Source organism: Lysinibacillus sp. CD3-6, assembly GCF_006351725.2.
GTDB lineage: Bacteria > Bacillota > Bacilli > Bacillales_A > Planococcaceae > Lysinibacillus.
This window is the reverse complement of record NZ_CP085880.1, coordinates 2,664,965-2,680,041: the sequence shown is the minus strand read 5'-3', so window position 1 is coordinate 2,680,041 and position 15,077 is coordinate 2,664,965. Positions and strand designations below refer to the sequence as shown.

At 32.1% G+C, this 15,077-nt stretch carries 20 protein-coding genes and 1 pseudogene; 13 read left to right on the top strand and 8 right to left on the bottom strand.

What is annotated here, in order from left to right; all coding sequences use genetic code 11:
* The first annotated feature begins 49 nt into the window (after positions 1-49).
* From FH508_RS13190 to FH508_RS13165, 6 genes and pseudogenes are all read left to right on the top strand, one after another.
* The gene (locus FH508_RS13190) at positions 50-478 is read left to right on the top strand and encodes an ArpU family phage packaging/lysis transcriptional regulator (protein ID WP_172771758.1); all 429 of its coding nucleotides are present in this window, start codon (positions 50-52) and stop codon (positions 476-478) included.
* Positions 475-1,008, top strand: a pseudogene (locus FH508_RS13185) (tyrosine-type recombinase/integrase). The gene FH508_RS13190 and the pseudogene FH508_RS13185 overlap by 4 nt, the downstream one beginning before the upstream one ends.
* Positions 1,009-1,278: 270 nt before the next feature.
* Entirely contained in the window at positions 1,279-1,728 is a 450-nt protein-coding gene (locus FH508_RS13180) for a hypothetical protein (RefSeq protein ID WP_172771757.1), read from the top strand.
* A 258-nt stretch (positions 1,729-1,986) separates the two neighbouring features.
* Positions 1,987-2,556, top strand: a complete 570-nt coding sequence (locus FH508_RS13175; protein ID WP_172771756.1) for a hypothetical protein — start codon at positions 1,987-1,989, stop codon at positions 2,554-2,556.
* Positions 2,525-2,770, top strand: a complete 246-nt coding sequence (locus FH508_RS13170; RefSeq protein ID WP_228134072.1) for a phage terminase large subunit family protein — start codon at positions 2,525-2,527, stop codon at positions 2,768-2,770. Before FH508_RS13175 ends, FH508_RS13170 begins: the two co-directional genes overlap by 32 nt.
* Positions 2,771-2,964: 194 nt before the next feature.
* Positions 2,965-3,591 (top strand): hypothetical protein, encoded by a 627-nt coding sequence (locus tag FH508_RS13165; protein ID WP_172771754.1) that lies wholly within the window; start codon positions 2,965-2,967, stop codon positions 3,589-3,591.
* 17 nt (positions 3,592-3,608) lie between these two features.
* On the opposite strand, the gene FH508_RS13160 is transcribed toward FH508_RS13165, so the two are convergent.
* Positions 3,609-3,965 (bottom strand): hypothetical protein, encoded by a 357-nt coding sequence (locus tag FH508_RS13160; protein ID WP_172771753.1) that lies wholly within the window; start codon positions 3,963-3,965, stop codon positions 3,609-3,611.
* A gap of 226 nt (positions 3,966-4,191) precedes the next feature.
* Here FH508_RS13160 and FH508_RS13155 point away from each other — a divergent pair, with 226 nt between their 5' ends.
* The 5 genes from FH508_RS13155 to FH508_RS13135 all read left to right on the top strand — a co-directional run bounded on the left by FH508_RS13155 (position 4,192) and on the right by FH508_RS13135 (position 6,468).
* Positions 4,192-4,497, top strand: coding sequence for a sigma-70 RNA polymerase sigma factor region 4 domain-containing protein (locus FH508_RS13155; RefSeq protein ID WP_172771752.1), 306 nt, complete (start codon positions 4,192-4,194; stop codon positions 4,495-4,497).
* A gap of 63 nt (positions 4,498-4,560) precedes the next feature.
* A complete protein-coding gene (locus tag FH508_RS13150) occupies positions 4,561-5,082 on the top strand; it encodes a hypothetical protein (RefSeq protein WP_172771960.1) in 522 nt (173 codons plus the stop codon).
* A gap of 153 nt (positions 5,083-5,235) precedes the next feature.
* Positions 5,236-5,535 carry a hypothetical protein gene (locus FH508_RS13145; protein WP_228134071.1) on the top strand — a complete coding sequence of 100 codons (300 nt, stop codon included), beginning with the start codon at positions 5,236-5,238 and terminating at the stop codon, positions 5,533-5,535.
* A complete protein-coding gene (locus tag FH508_RS13140) occupies positions 5,535-5,798 on the top strand; it encodes a hypothetical protein (RefSeq protein WP_172771751.1) in 264 nt (87 codons plus the stop codon). The genes FH508_RS13145 and FH508_RS13140 overlap by 1 nt, the downstream gene beginning before the upstream one ends.
* Position 5,799: 1 nt before the next feature.
* Positions 5,800-6,468 carry a M15 family metallopeptidase gene (locus FH508_RS13135; RefSeq protein WP_172771750.1) on the top strand — a complete coding sequence of 223 codons (669 nt, stop codon included), beginning with the start codon at positions 5,800-5,802 and terminating at the stop codon, positions 6,466-6,468.
* A gap of 50 nt (positions 6,469-6,518) precedes the next feature.
* Here the strand turns inward: FH508_RS13135 and FH508_RS13130 are convergent, their stop codons facing one another.
* Entirely contained in the window at positions 6,519-7,817 is a 1,299-nt protein-coding gene (locus FH508_RS13130; RefSeq protein ID WP_228134070.1) for an Ig-like domain-containing protein, read from the bottom strand.
* Positions 7,818-8,508: 691 nt separating this feature from the next.
* On the opposite strand from FH508_RS13130, the gene FH508_RS13125 reads away from it, so the two are divergent.
* Both FH508_RS13125 and FH508_RS13120 read left to right on the top strand, forming a co-directional pair.
* Positions 8,509-9,168, top strand: coding sequence for a hypothetical protein (locus FH508_RS13125; RefSeq protein WP_172771749.1), 660 nt, complete (start codon positions 8,509-8,511; stop codon positions 9,166-9,168).
* 2 nt (positions 9,169-9,170) lie between these two features.
* Entirely contained in the window at positions 9,171-10,301 is a 1,131-nt protein-coding gene (locus FH508_RS13120) for an RES domain-containing protein (RefSeq protein ID WP_172771748.1), read from the top strand.
* Between the two features lie 48 nt (positions 10,302-10,349).
* On the opposite strand, the gene FH508_RS13115 is transcribed toward FH508_RS13120, so the two are convergent.
* From FH508_RS13115 to FH508_RS13090, 6 genes are all read right to left on the bottom strand, one after another.
* Positions 10,350-11,504: a tyrosine-type recombinase/integrase gene (locus tag FH508_RS13115; RefSeq protein WP_172771747.1), complete on the bottom strand. Its 1,155-nt coding sequence runs from the start codon at positions 11,502-11,504 to the stop codon at positions 10,350-10,352.
* A 15-nt stretch (positions 11,505-11,519) separates the two neighbouring features.
* Positions 11,520-11,876: a helix-turn-helix domain-containing protein gene (locus FH508_RS13110; protein ID WP_172771746.1), complete on the bottom strand. Its 357-nt coding sequence runs from the start codon at positions 11,874-11,876 to the stop codon at positions 11,520-11,522.
* A gap of 54 nt (positions 11,877-11,930) precedes the next feature.
* Positions 11,931-12,428, bottom strand: coding sequence for an ImmA/IrrE family metallo-endopeptidase (locus tag FH508_RS13105; RefSeq protein ID WP_172771745.1), 498 nt, complete (start codon positions 12,426-12,428; stop codon positions 11,931-11,933).
* Between the two features lie 77 nt (positions 12,429-12,505).
* A complete protein-coding gene (locus FH508_RS13100; RefSeq protein ID WP_172771744.1) occupies positions 12,506-14,125 on the bottom strand; it encodes a DUF2326 domain-containing protein in 1,620 nt (539 codons plus the stop codon).
* Positions 14,109-14,330: a hypothetical protein gene (locus FH508_RS13095; RefSeq protein ID WP_172771743.1), complete on the bottom strand. Its 222-nt coding sequence runs from the start codon at positions 14,328-14,330 to the stop codon at positions 14,109-14,111. Before FH508_RS13095 ends, FH508_RS13100 begins: the two co-directional genes overlap by 17 nt.
* Positions 14,327-15,076, bottom strand: coding sequence for an HNH endonuclease signature motif containing protein (locus tag FH508_RS13090; protein ID WP_172771742.1), 750 nt, complete (start codon positions 15,074-15,076; stop codon positions 14,327-14,329). The genes FH508_RS13095 and FH508_RS13090 overlap by 4 nt, the downstream gene beginning before the upstream one ends.
* Position 15,077: the final 1 nt, after the last annotated feature.

Sequence of the window (15,077 nt, the reverse complement as noted above, 5' to 3'; positions counted from 1 at the left end):
TGCCATCATTTGTTGTCCTCTTTTTATTTTAACCAAAGGAGTGGATATAGTGGATATCTTAAAAAACATCGATGGAAAAGCTACTCAAAAAGCCATTGAAAAGGTCTTACGACAATATCGCACGTATCAACTGACAACCCCTGAGGATATGTTGCCGACAATTACAGCGAATTATACGCTAAACATGCCATCATACAGTGGAGGATTCCATTCAAAAGTTGAAAATGCTGCAATCCGAAATGTAGAGCATTACAAGCAAGCGAAAGCATTTTTTGAACGATTTAATCGTGGTTTTTATAAACTGTCTCAAAAAGAACGACAAATTATTGTTATGGCTTGTTTAGAGGAAACACCTTTGTTTAATTATCAGATTTCAAAAAAGCTCAATATTAGTGAGCGAACGTTTTATCGTATCAAGGCACAAGCATTGTATAAATTGGCATTGCGGGTGGAGGTATATGAGGGGGAGAGTCAATGAATTTTGTCCAGCCAATACGTGATATAGACAAGATTCGTAATGTTCGTAAAACATTGCAAGGCAATCCACGTGATGAATTACTTTTCTGCTTCGGCATTTATACTGGGCTAAGAATAAGTGATATTTTGCGATTAAAGGTAGGGGATGTTCGTCATAAGCAAGTGCTGTTTATAAAAGAGTCAAAGGTACAGAAAAAGAAGCAGAATAAGACGAAACGCATTCCAATTTTAAAAGAACTGCAAAAAGTGCTCATTCCGTACATTGAAGATAAGGAAGACCAGGAGTATTTATTCAAATCACGACAAGGTAAAAACAAACCTATCACAAGAGTAAGGGCATATGCAATATTATGAGCAGCTGCATTAGCTAATGATTTGGATGAAATAGGGACACATACTCTACGTAAGACGTTTGGTTATCATGTGTACCAAGAAGAAAAAGATGTGGCGTTGTTGCAGGATATTTTTAATCATTCAGCTCCTTATATTACATTGAAATATATTGGAGTAAATCAAGATGCCAACGATTAAGCCTATCAAAAATTAAATAAACGATTGAAATTTTAAAATAGCACTGATATGTTGGTGCTATTTTTATTTTGCTTATTTTGGGAAATGGAGCAAGTTCTAAAATTGTTTAACACTTTCACACACTAAAGACATTTACAAAATAAGGACATGTAAAGCTCATAATCTGAATGGCGTGTAAAGTGTTAAGAAATCTAGCATTTTAATACTATCTGCACCTTAACAGAATGTAAGATATGTTAATGTGGTAAATTAATGGAGGGAGATGATTGTATGGATATTCTAGAATTGAAGAAACTTATTTTTTCCAGTAAAGATGTAGAATTAATGCGCTTTTTGAAAAAAAATCTAAATGAAAAAGATCACTCGAATTCTATTGGAAACTTAAAATTAATTGATGATATGGAGGAAAATGATAGGAGGTTTTGGATAGCAAGATTGGAGAGCATATATGAAAAAGCTTCATTAGCAAAGGTTGCGGCAACATGTAATACTTTAATAATAACGTTAATTATTTTACTTATTACTATCATTTTAAATGTTAAGATAGAATTCGATGAAATAATTCCTGGTCTTAGTGTAGATAAAGTGGCAGTAATCATAATGATTTTTATAATATTTATATTAATTATAGTTACATATAAGTTTTTTAATACAGAAATATATGAAAAAGCTGATGCTAAATATTATTTGTCATTATTTAAAAGAGATTATAAAAAATAAGTGGCAGACTTTTGGCAGTAATTTGGCAGGATGTTGGCACACTCTTTCGAAATAAACATGCTATTATGGTAGTATGCAATATCTATCAAACAACATTAAGATAGGCGATGCAGCACATGCTGCGTCGTCTTTTTTTGTCTTAGGTTCTTCTACTCAAGAGAGCCAGGCTGCGGGTCTCCGAGGCCCGGAAAAACGCTAGATATTATGTCAAAAAAGGTGTTCCTTCCATCCTGTAAACCAAGTGAGGTGAGTGCATGTGTGACAGCGAAAACGAAATTGGATGATCGAACGATTGTCAATACGAAAACGATTGCCAAAATGTTTAATATGACAGAAAGGAATGTTCGTTATTTAGTCGAAGAAGGTGTGATTGGGCGTGTTGCTCATGGCCGCTATGATCTGATTGATACCGTCAGTCGCTACATTACTTTTTTGAAAATGTCCTTTGATGGCATTGATGAGAACAAGGTGATGGAGTCCTTAGATTATGAGAAATGGCTACATGAGAAGGCGAAGCGGGAGAAGGCAGAAATTGAGTTGGCGCATCTAAAACGAGAAATGCATAAGGCAGATGAGGTGGAGAAAATTCAAAATCACATGGTCATGGCGTTTCGTTCAAAGATGTTGTCGCTGCCCTCAAAATCAGCGTTACTTTTAGCGAGTAAGGATGACCCGAAGATGATTGAAGCATTACTGGAAAGAGATATTCATGAAGCATTAGCAGAGCTTGCTGAGTATGATGCGGCACATTATTTCACAGAAGATAAAGTTGAATTAGAATTGGAAGGTGATGAAGTTGGTCCAAAAACAGACAATGAGTCTATCTAAAGGAATTGCTAGCTTAGTAGTACCTCCTCCAAAGCTTACGGTATCGCAGTGGGCGGATAAGCATCGTGTATTATCCAAGGAATCGTCAGCTGAGCATGGGCGATGGAATACGGAGCGTGCGCCATATCAAAGAGAGATTATGGAAGCAGTCAATGATCTTGAAGTTCATCTTAATGTCGAAAAAATTAAAAAAAGTGGTCTTATAGAAAAATAATCTGTTTTTAATAGTTATATAACATTCATTGGATAAGTCTCTTAGTTTCGGTATGTCATTTTTGTGAAACTGAAAATGGAGATTTAATATAGAAATCATGTGATAAATCTTGTATAAATAAAAGAGTTTAGAATTTCGTATACACCTTATGATTAGTTGTATCTATATGACAACATGATAAGGGGGCATCTTAAATGGCAATAAATAATGGGAATACAGATTTTGGTTTAAGAGTCTCAAAAACAGGAATCAAAAGTTTAAGAATTTCTTGGAATAAAAGGGGTGGTATAGGTTACAATGGATCAATTCAAGTACAGCGGCCTGGAGATGGAAAAATCATTTTCACAAAAAATTATAGCCAATCAACCTCAAGAGACTCTTTTACGGTAGAAACGCCTTTTTTCGGAGAGGACAAAGTTCATATAAAGTCAAATAACGGTTATACGTATGATATAGCTTATACAAAAGTGCATTTATCAAGAACAACATCTACAACATATACGTTTACATCGCGTGATGTATTGAATTGGAAGGTAGGTGCAATATTTACAATAGGAACTTTTGCCGCACTGGGCTTAGTAAGTTTTGTAGCTGTAAGTGTTATATCTACAGTAATTACAGTTGGTGCATCAATTAGAGAGGTTTGGGTATATGATACTCAATACGAACCATTTCCAACCCCTAGGGCTGGCGATAGTATAACTACTAAAATTGAACCAGTAGCTGAGGGAGTGAAGACAACAATGTCGTACAAAGCTAAAAATGGTGCGGTATATCCTGACAAGGTTGTAATAGCAAAATACTTGTCATATCCTCGATAAAAATCCAAAGCACATGTCTATTCATGTGCTTTGGATTTTTTTATATATTTATAAAGCTGATAAAAAAACATTATGTAACTAAAGAGCAAAATAAAAATAATCCCTAAATTTAGAATGTCAAAATTGATAAATAAAATATCTTTTATATTAAATACAAGACTGTTAATTAGCAAAAATAGAGCGAAACTTGCAATTAATTCAATAAGTTGTTTTTTTCGTTTGAAAAAGAGAGGTAATAGCAATTTTAATGAAAGGATAACTGCCAAAATAGTTAAATAGTGCGACATACCAGTATCGAATTCTACAAATATTCTATTAATACCCGTATCTATTTCCATTTCATCACCTTGTGTTTTAAATGTTTTAAGACTCAATTCATGAAGGGCTACCTTTAATTATTATAAAAGGGTGTTTTAATTTCGTACAGTCAAAAAGGAAAATTGAAAGTAGGTTATTATTTGGGGATATTGTGAAATAAATCAGTTTTTTACTCCACTTAAAGTAACAACCTATTTGGTGATTCGCTTTTAAAATCGTTAAATTAGACAAAAAGATGAAAAGTAAAAGGGGTATCGATTATAAAATAAGGTGGAATTTTCAATGAAGAATAACCGTAAACTTGATAAATTGGTAGAGGAATATTTGAAACTATATCCATATATAAATAAAGTAAAAGATGGAACTTTAACGAAAAATCAAAAAATTGTAATATGTATAGATGAATTATTAAACATAATGCCTGAAAAAGAAGTCTACTTCATAAAGCATAGATATTTTAAGGAATGGACTATAGTAAAGATTGCTAGAAAGATGAATTATAGCCCACAAATGATATATGTCATTCGTAAAAATGCATTAAAAAAGATTTATCACGGTATCAGCCACATACTATACGATTCAGAATAAGATTTATATGTAGTTAAAATAATACTAGTGAAGTCTATTTATACAAAAGTACATCAAATAATTATGGATGTTTGGTGTTATGATATTAAAAGTGATTATAATCATCATTTTTTACTTAAAGAAGATACATTAAAAAACGCAATGTACTATCATATTCGAAATCGACTAGGTGATACATTCATAAAAGACAACAACTTAGCAATTTTTACAGAATATTATATCGATACGAATCAAAAAATCGATTTAGTAGTAGTGAAAATAGATGTAGATAAAGCAAAAAATGATCATTTAGGTGATTGTGTAGAGGAAATATTAGCAATTGTAGAAATGAAGTATAAAGGACTGAATGTTTCAGAAAAACATTTTATCAATGATGTTGAAAAAGTATTAGTATTCACTAATCAGTTTAACTCAGAGGCAACGAAGTTCTTTCTAGCATTTATTAGGGAAAAATATTTCCTAGCTGATGAAGTTACTAATTTTTTATCATTTTATGAAGGTTATCCAAGTGGTAGAATAGTAGAACTTTTATCGTATGGATCTGTTGAGGAAGATGATATGGTTTGGAAAGTATTTGAACCTTGATGAAAGCCAGTATCTTAAATCATTTTTTATAATGATACATGCTAATAGTATTCGCTGAAAAACAATCTAGTTATGCAACAGTATTTAGTTATTGTTATGTTTTTCCAGGTTTCTCAGCGCTTTTATATTATTTAAAAGGGTGGTGGTAATGGTATGGATGTAGTTGCAGTAAATGAAATTGCTACAAGCCAAGCAGTATGGGCAATTGCATGTTTAATTATCGCGTTTGGAGCGTTTCGTTATTTAATTAGTAAAAATGATAAGTTGATGAACAGGGCGGAGGAACGTGAAAACAAATTAATGGATCACTTAGAACGGTCTAATGACTCGCAAGAAAGAACGGCCATTGCACTCGAAGGAATAAATCGGTCGTTGAATGTTTTGGAAGGTCGTGTGGATCGTATCGAAAAACACACACTCAAAAATAAAAATACAGAAAGGGAAGCTGAATAATGGATCTAAAGAACATTTTTACACTTGCAGCGATAATGGTTGCAATCGTTTTAGCCGTTTCAGAGGTACTAAAAAAGACATTCAAAATTAATACACAATACATGCCAATCACTTCCGTTGTGATTGGTATTTTTATTGGTCTAGTTTGTTGGCCGTTATCAGAGTATCTAGTGTACATCATGTTAATTGCTGGTTTTGTTGCAGGATTAACAGCTTCTGGAACATTTGATTTATTGAAAGTATCCAAAAAGGTTGGTGGATAGAATGACTAGTGTCACAACTACATGTCGAGATTTAGGTGAATTACTACCAGTGGCACAAACGGCCTGCAGATTGCTCTTTCAACAGTGCTATAAAGCTGGTATTGATAATATCTTTGTTACGGAAACTTACCGATCACAAGCACGGCAAAATTACCTATATGCACAAGGTAGAACAAGACCAGGGGAAATTGTAACGTGGACACTGAAGAGTAACCATACTTCACGATTAGCTTGGGACATTGCCGTCGCTCCCCCTAAAACCCTCTATGACGTAAATACATTAACAAAAGTCGGGGCAATAGCTCGTAAGTTAGGTATTACGTGGGGCGGTGATTGGACACGCAACATTGACCGACCTCATTTTGAAGTGAAGCGTAATTGGAAAATGCCAAGAGGTTACAAATTAGAAGGACAAGTATTCGTGCCGAGCAACAGTAAATTGAAAGTTCAATTAATTGTGAAAGACAAGAAGGAGGAAATCAAAGTGAGTAATACTATTTGGGATCCTGGTTCACCAGCGATGAGAGCGGAGACTGAAAACTTTATTGCACAGGCTGTGAAGGAGGGGATTATTAATGCTTCACATTTGAAGGATTTACAAAATGGTGTGATCACTACGGATCGTTTGGTTGGATTGTATATTACAATACAACAGAGACGTAGTAAATAAAATAGAAAGACCGCTCTACTAGTAAATCATTGTGTAGGGCGGTCTCTTGATTAATACTCTCTTACTTCAAATGAAGCAATCTTGTCGTGTACAATATATTCAGTTACTTTTTTATAAGGTGAGATAGTTTTTGTGAATTTGAAAGTTGAAGTACCTTGAGCACTTTCAAACCAATTCAAGTAATTATTTAAAACGGTATTAGTAACAACATATTCTTTTGTAATACCATTTACTAGTGTGATACTAAGGATAGCACTAGAAGATTCATTAATAGGTTTTTTAACAATCACGGTGCTAGTAGCTGCAATATCAGTGTTTTCTATTTTTGCGGTAATGATTGCAGTTCCTTCACGAATAGCTGTCACATTTCCATCCTGATCTACAATGGCAATTGATTCATCACTTGAAGACCATACCACATTTTTATTAATAGAGTTTTCTGGTAAGACAGTAGCAGTTAATTTATCCTTACTACCCTCAAGAAGTTCAAAATTATTTTTGTCTAATTTAATTGATTCAGATTCTATACCACTTTGTTTCTTCACTGTAACGGTACAATTTGCAGAAAGATTTGTATTTTCTACTTGTGCTGTGACAGTAACTACTCCTTCTTTGAGGGCAGTGACATTTCCGTTTTGATTAACAGTGGCAATACTTTCATCACTACTTGTCCAAATAATATTTGCGCTGTCTGGAGTAACTACAGCAGTAAGCTTTTCTGTTTCACCTTCAGATAGTTCTAGATTATTTTTGTCTAAAGTAATGGAATCTGTATTAGGAATATCATTCTCAGATATTAAAAATCCATCCACATCAATAGCGTCTAATGCAAAATACTCATTCTTTATGTTGTTTGTTATATCTATCTGAACTTTGTGTTTACCATAAGGCAAATCTACTTTTTTGTAGAATACAGTCTGTGAGCTAGAATTACCTCCTTTTGCCGAAGCTGATTCTGAAACACCATCTATATTGATTGAGAAAGTCGCTCTATTACTATAGATGAAGTCAAGTAACATAAATTTAGTTCCTTCAAAAAAGAAGGTAAAACTCATATCTTTAGCAGTACCTTCTATACGTGTTCCCTTGTATAAGGATGAACTTGAAAATGAATGCATATTTGTATATTTTACCAAAGAGTTTGGAACATCATATCTTTTCCAACCAATTTCAGGTTTTAAAAGCCTACTCCCAACTACCGCACTATTTTCAGGGGTATTATTTAAATTTGTTACTCCTTCTTCGTAATCAGCGAGGTCTGCTGCAGATGCACTTTCAAAACCAATACTAACAAAGGCTAAGAATGTTATAGCTAAATAAAAAAAACCTTTTTTGAATAAATTAATCACTTATGTATCCTCCTTCAATATATCTAAGGGCAATAATCCAAACACCCCGCAATAACAACTTTAACCATATATAATTTAATTTACCATAATAAAAATCGACAATTTTTGATAACAAAAAATGTACAATCAAATAATCAACCATTTTTTAGGTGTAAAACAACCCCCAACCAGCCCCACCTCGTTACACAAAAAATGTCACGAAAGTCACGAAAAAGTCACATTTCTCCCGCAAACATGTGATTTTGGGCGAAAACAAGTTTTTGTACATTCGTAAGAAACCTTGCTATAATGGGCTTTGTGATTACATATGAAAGAGGGTAAAAGCATGAACGCTTACGACGAATGTATGCGTTCATGCTTTTTCTATGTCTTGATATAACAACGTTTGTAGGGGTTTTTTGAGGTTGGTTTTTTGGGAAAAGTCACGGAAAGTAAACATTTATACTGTTTTTCTTCTTGAGGATATATTCATCAATTATATACCTTTAATTATACTACATGGAAAGTCGATACAAAAAATAGTATCGGCTTTTTCGTTTTATAAAATTGTGTACAAATTAGAATAATTATATTAGTAGGGTAATGATCTAAAAACAAAAATACATAAAAGCATTAGAATTTCTTTAAAGTATTGTTAATAAAAATAAATAGAAATAGAATGGAATTATATGAAAATTAGGAGTTGCTGAAAATGGACAATAAAATAAGACCTATACCAATTAAAGAAATAAAGAAACAATTAAATGATGTGAAGACAGATGCGATAAACACTCATTTTGTTCCATTTTTCGAAAAACTGAAAGATAAGTATATATTAGGTACTGTTAACAGCAAACCTAAAATAAAAGTTTTTAAATTGGAAAAAATAGAGGATTTTGATAATGAAGTATTTGATAACTCAATTGGCTTTTATGTTATATTGACAGATTATAAAAATGGTTATGATGATAACGAGTGTACTATGAGACTAAAAGGTGACGATTTTAAGAATGTTAAGGCGATTTATCGAGGAGAAGGAGGAAAAGTCAAGTTACGTTTGATGAGTCATCTTTTTAATAACACATATGTAAAGGATAGAATGACAGACTTAAATAATAAAAAAAAACGACCAGATAATTATGTTAACTGTCTAAAATTAGTTGGTAAGGAAAATAAACAGGGTATTAATATAGATGAAGAAGAGCTTAGTCAAGCAAACTGGTATATTGCATTTCACACTATGAGTAATAGTAACCAAGATATTCGTAAGTTAGCTGAAGAAGCATTCGATATAGTATTTGGTAAGCCAATTTGTAGCCGTGAAAATAATAATTCTGATAAAAAGGGATTAAATGAAGAGTTGGAGGAATAAAATTGACCATTTCAAAATTATGCACAAATTCATTAATAGAATTTGAACTACCAATTTATATCAATTCCGATTCAGATTATCTTGATGCCGTAAAGTATAAATTGGAAAAATATCTAGAAGTTGTTAGGGAAAGACATCTAGTTAAACAGGAAGTTTTTGAACAAATAAAGGGAACTGTTAATGCAATAATTAAAGCAATAGATGCATATTACAATGCGGATATATCAACCGCCAAAAATTTAATTTTATCTATATTAAGGCGTTATCAAAATGAACCTTTTATATATTCAAATTTAAATGAATCATATGCTTTTCGAGGTTTAGCTCATATAGATAAAGATTTAGCTGATGATTCAATACGTCATGCTCCACTTTCTTTTTTTAGAGCAAGAAAAGGAATAGAAAATTATAAACATACAGATTTGCTTCATATTCCTTTTAATCAAAGAGGATTAGTAGGTACACAGCGATTTAGTATCGCTGGTGTACCATGCATGTATTTTGGAACAACTTCTTATGTTTGCTGGCTAGAAATGGATAAACCAGCAGATCGAGAATTTAACATCAGTTCGTATATTTTACCTTCAAACCTTCAAATATTAAATCTGGCAATTCCTTACAATCTCTTATTTGGTTTATCTATAAAAGAAATGTATAAGGGCTCACTTCAAAATATGATGGAAATATTTCCGCTGGTGATTGCTACATCCATCAAGGTAAAAGAAGAAAAAAGGGCATTTCATAGTGAATATATAATATCGCAATTAATAATGCAAAGTCTATCCGATTTAAAAATAGATGGTATAGCATACATCTCAAAAAGAGTAAATGGAGATGCACTAAACTTTCTCCATTGTGTAAACTTAGCAATTCCTATGAAAAACAATCACCATTCTGAATATAGCTCCTTTGCTAAAGAGATAACATTAACAGAACCAGTTAATTTTGCAGAATATAAGAATTTAAAAGTTTTACCAACTAATATGAGCAAACGTGCATTTGTAAATAATTTCAAAGAATATAATGGTGAAATATGGTATTTAGGGATGGCTAGATCCTATAATGAAATAGAATTTTCTAAACTAGATGATTTTATTGTAAATCAACCACATAAAAGATTTGGTGAAAATTAAGTTTAAATATTTTATATAGAAGAAATTATTTAATCTAAAGTATCTTCTCTATTTTTCATTCCCCAATAACTCAATAAACCTAGCATGCATTTTCTTAGCAGCAGCCACACGCATCCCAGAAGTAACATGCAAATAAATCTTCGTAGTAGTATCAGAATTCTTATGTCCAACACGATTCATAATAAAATTCAAATCCACCCCAGCCTCTGCCAGTAGACTAATATGTGTATGGCGGAGGATGTAGGTGCGGAATTGTTTGTTGATGTCGGTGAGGGCGCCGATGCGTCGGACGGTTTGGTTGAGCATTTTTACGGTAGGGGGGATGCCCTCTTTGTCACCGAATACAAAGTCGGATTTAATCCATTCACGATATTCACGCCTTTGAAAGAGCTGCTTCAACTTCTCAACCACAATATCATCAATATCGACGGAGCGGACGCTACCTGCTGTTTTGGGTGGAGTGAGCTCGAAGTCACCCCTTAAACTTTTCTTTGCATACACGGTTTTATTGATGTGTATAACCTTCTTCTCTAAGTCGACATCCTCATACTTTAACGCAACGGCTTCGCCTGGTCGCATTCCTGTAAAAGCGGTTGTGTAGATCAGCGTGCGATAGATGATATTACGATGTTTGTCCACATAACTTAAAAATTCCTTCAGTTCATTGGTTTCTAAATAAAGCTTCGCTGTGTCCTCACTGCTTGCTTCCTCTAGCGTCATTTTCTTCTTCGGCACAAAAGTAGCTTCCACAGGGTTCATTTCAATCAAACCAGATTCCTTAGCATAAGCAAATAGCATTTTGGCTGTATTGTGGGTGCCCCGAAGCGTATTATAGGCTGTTCCATTAGCAAATAAATGATTGAGTAAACTCTGTAATTCGATAGACGTGATTGCGGTCATTTTCTTTTTGGCCAAGTATCGATTGAGTAGGGTGATGCAGTAGGCACGATGTTCGTTGGTTGTTTCCTTGTTGCCCTTCATACGGTAGAGCTTTAACCAATCTTGGCTAAATTCTTCAAACGTTATCTTCGCATCGAAGTAATATGCTTTGTTTAATTCAGCTATCGCTTTTTCAACTCTTTCACGTGCTTCCGTTTTACTTTTACCACGACGTGTAATTTGACGGCGTTTCCCAGTAGCTGGATTACGAGGACCTTCACCAGTGCACCGCCAAGTTGTTTTATTAATTTGAACAAAATGCATTAGCTGTCACCACCTTTATGAAAGTACTTCCCAAATTATTTTTAGTTTCTCGACGTTTTTCTCATTACAGTGGGGAAGAGACTTGTACCATTGCTGTAATGAGGGATTGTGGGGAAAAGGTTCTTTTAATGCAGGATTATAAGTAGGGTCATCGGACAAACCTGCAACATCAATTAGCTTTATGTAATCATATTGATAGGCTGTGGCAATGCGTTGCAATGTTTCAGGCGTTGGTTTGATCGCATTGCCAGTTCGACGATCCGTTCCTCTTTCAAGCATAGCCAAGTAAGAAAACGTAATATCCATACGTTTTGCTGCATCACGTAAAGATTCATCACCACGTAGTTCCTTTAATAACTCACCTAAACTCAAAATCGTTCACCTTCATTTCATTAGTTTTGAATGCATATACCATTCTGTTTTCAACTATAAAATAAAGTTATCTTTCTCTCTATTCCAATTTAGCATAAGTAACTTTTTACTGCGATACTGCTCCAATCGTTTGAATGCCAAGTCATATTCTACATTAAATAGCCGTTGGACATTTTCGACAGTAAGATCACCAGGCTCTAGTTCATCCAACATAAAAGAGGGGACACAGGCATGGTACATAAAGTTGTTTGCTTTATATTCTTGGTATTCACGGAATAGGGGATACATCCGTTGTTGATTGCCAGTATGTAAGAGAACATGGCCTAGTTCGTGGCAGAAATCTTGCCACAATTGCTGATGTGTAAGTTGATTGTTTAGAATTATGTAAGCATCTTCTCTATAGAAGAGGGCTTGGCTTTTATCGTCCCAATAAAAAATATAAATATTAAGCTTTAATGAAATTTTCGCGATTCCTAATTGGTCAGGGGTAATGATATCCAAATGATTATATAAATTTTTAATAAATTCTTCTGTGTATGATGTGTTAAGCATGAAAACAACTCCAATTCATATACAGAACAAATGTTCTATTCGGATGTATAGTAAAACCCTACTTTTTATAAGTAGAGTTACTTTAAGTTTGGCTTAAACAAATATCCCTCGTCAGTGTCTGACAATCTATGTTTAATCCATTTTTTATTATTTATATAATTCCAATCTAAATTTCTATCGTTTCTAAGTGTTAGAATAATTTGTAAGCCATGTTTTTTAAATAATCGGTCAGTTATTTTTAATAAAGCAAAGAGGTTATTAGAGTCAATTCCGTCCGTAATATCTGTATCTAAAATTAAAAAGTCAATTTTTCTTTGAAGACAGATATTATTAAATAACAAAATAAAAATGTAGTAAATAATGATTTTCATATTGCCTTTTCCAGTACCATTATCATCATCGTATTTGAAAATTATATCAAGCTTAGTATTATACTTAATATTAAACTCAACATTTTTATTAGATTTATACACTAGATTTACAAATGTTGTTAAAAAGCGTCTGTAATTATTAATATTCTTTTTATTATTAGATATAATTTGAGGTATTTCTTCATTTTTTATTTTTGCAATATCCTTAATATTACTATCAACTATTGATGTAATAGCTTGCCCACCATTTTGAATTAAATTGTTTAGAATAATATCATCAATTTTAAAATCATCGAATTTTTCATTATTTAGGTTATGAGTTTTAACGTAGTTATTCAATTCTTTGTACTTTAACCGTAAACTTCCTTGTAAATTAGCGAGGCTTACATTATTTTGAGATATTTCGTTTTCAATAACCTCAATATTTTCTGAAACTAATGAATCATGAAATGTCTTAGCTTCTTTAAATGTCTTTTTTATGTAGTCACCAAGTTCTATTTCTATAATCCTAAAGAAAGACTTAAAATCTTCATATGAATCAACATTAGTTTTAGTCCTTAATTCATTCAAAGTGGTTGATAATTTTTTATTTTTTAAGTTGATTAAATTAATTTTTTTTTCTAATTGGCTTATCTCATTTTTTAATTTTGCGATGTCTTCTATAATTTTTTTGTTAGAAGTAGAGATATTTTCAATCTTAGGTACTATTTCTGGAATAATTTCTAATGATTTTTTTAAAGTATTTAAATACTTATTAAAGTTTTTTTTCTCACTAGTGATTTGTTTTGTTTGTGAGTGTTCTTCTACTGCATCAGTTGCTAAATTAAGTAAAAATGATTGAAATAATGAGGTTTTATATTCAGGATCGTTTTTATAACTTCGAAGTGCTACTTCAAACTTTACTGATGTGTTGTTTTGATAAAAAAAGTGAAATAAATTACGCCAAGTTATTATATTTGAATCGCCTTTTCGATTAAATAAACTCATTAATAACTTTTTTTTCCATTCATCATTAGTCCAGGGAATAATAGAATAAGAGTCCCTAATGAATTTATTGTTGTCTTTGGAAATTTCCCGGCAATATTCCTTTTTCTGAGCATCTAAATCAATTATAGCTTTAATAGAATAACCGTCTAAATCCTTGTGTTTTGATAAAATACTCTTGCTATAATCAGCACCCATAATAAAATTTATACTTTCTAAAAACAAACTTTTTCCTAGACTATTAGTAGTGTTTATTTTATTTTCTGCAAGAATAATATTTACACCAGATGTTAAGTTTATTTCTTTAAAATTTGGAAAATCACTATTAATTTGATGGATCAATTTTACTGACCTCACTTTCTTTTATAATACCTAAGGTATATAAAAGAGTTAGTACTTTTATATACTCATCAACATCTTTAAAAATAGATTTATTATATTTATAATTGTCTCTTAAATTAAAGATTTCTGGATTGTCAAAATAAAGTTGCATGCTTTTATAAATTAAAGATTTTTCTGGAGGAGTATATTTGTCTGGTATAATCATTTTAAAAATACCTCACATATTACAAAATAATAAGTTAAAATAATTTCATTACCTAAAACTTGTTTACTGGGGTCGTACATATGTTCTAACATTTTATCATAAATTTCTTCTTGATTCTTTGATTTTTTTGATAATCTATTATACAGAATTTGAATAGCGGCTTTTAATTTTATAGCAATAATAGGGTTTTCTTCTAAGTTTTCTTTTAATACGAAGAGCTCTGCAGCATAAAGGGATTTTATTTTCCTTTTTTGTCTAATATTAAATTTATTTATTTCAATTTTTTTTAAATAGTCTATTTTCTTAAAATCAGTATGTTTTTCAATTACGATTTCAATTTCCTCATCAGTTACTTCTAACTTTGTGATTAGATTTTTGTAAAATTCCTCTAGCTCTATGTAGTTTTCTTGATTATTTATGCCTAATTGCCTTTTATATTCTTCTTCTAACAGAAACTTCTCTCTAAAAGAATTATTTATATTAAATAATTCTTGGATAGTATAAGTATTTAAATCTTCATCGTCTATTAAATCGTGACAAGTATTACACAAACTTAAACCATTTTTAGAAGAAGCTATGAATTCTTCACTATAATGTTTCCTATATTCAGATCTGGGTCCATTTTCTGCGGCAGGGATGATATGAGCAATTCTGGGTTTTGTAGTTGGAGTACTACATATCATACAATGGTTTCCAGCGATAATTTGCAAATCTCTTTTTACAGTACTAGAAAAATCTACCCTCAAA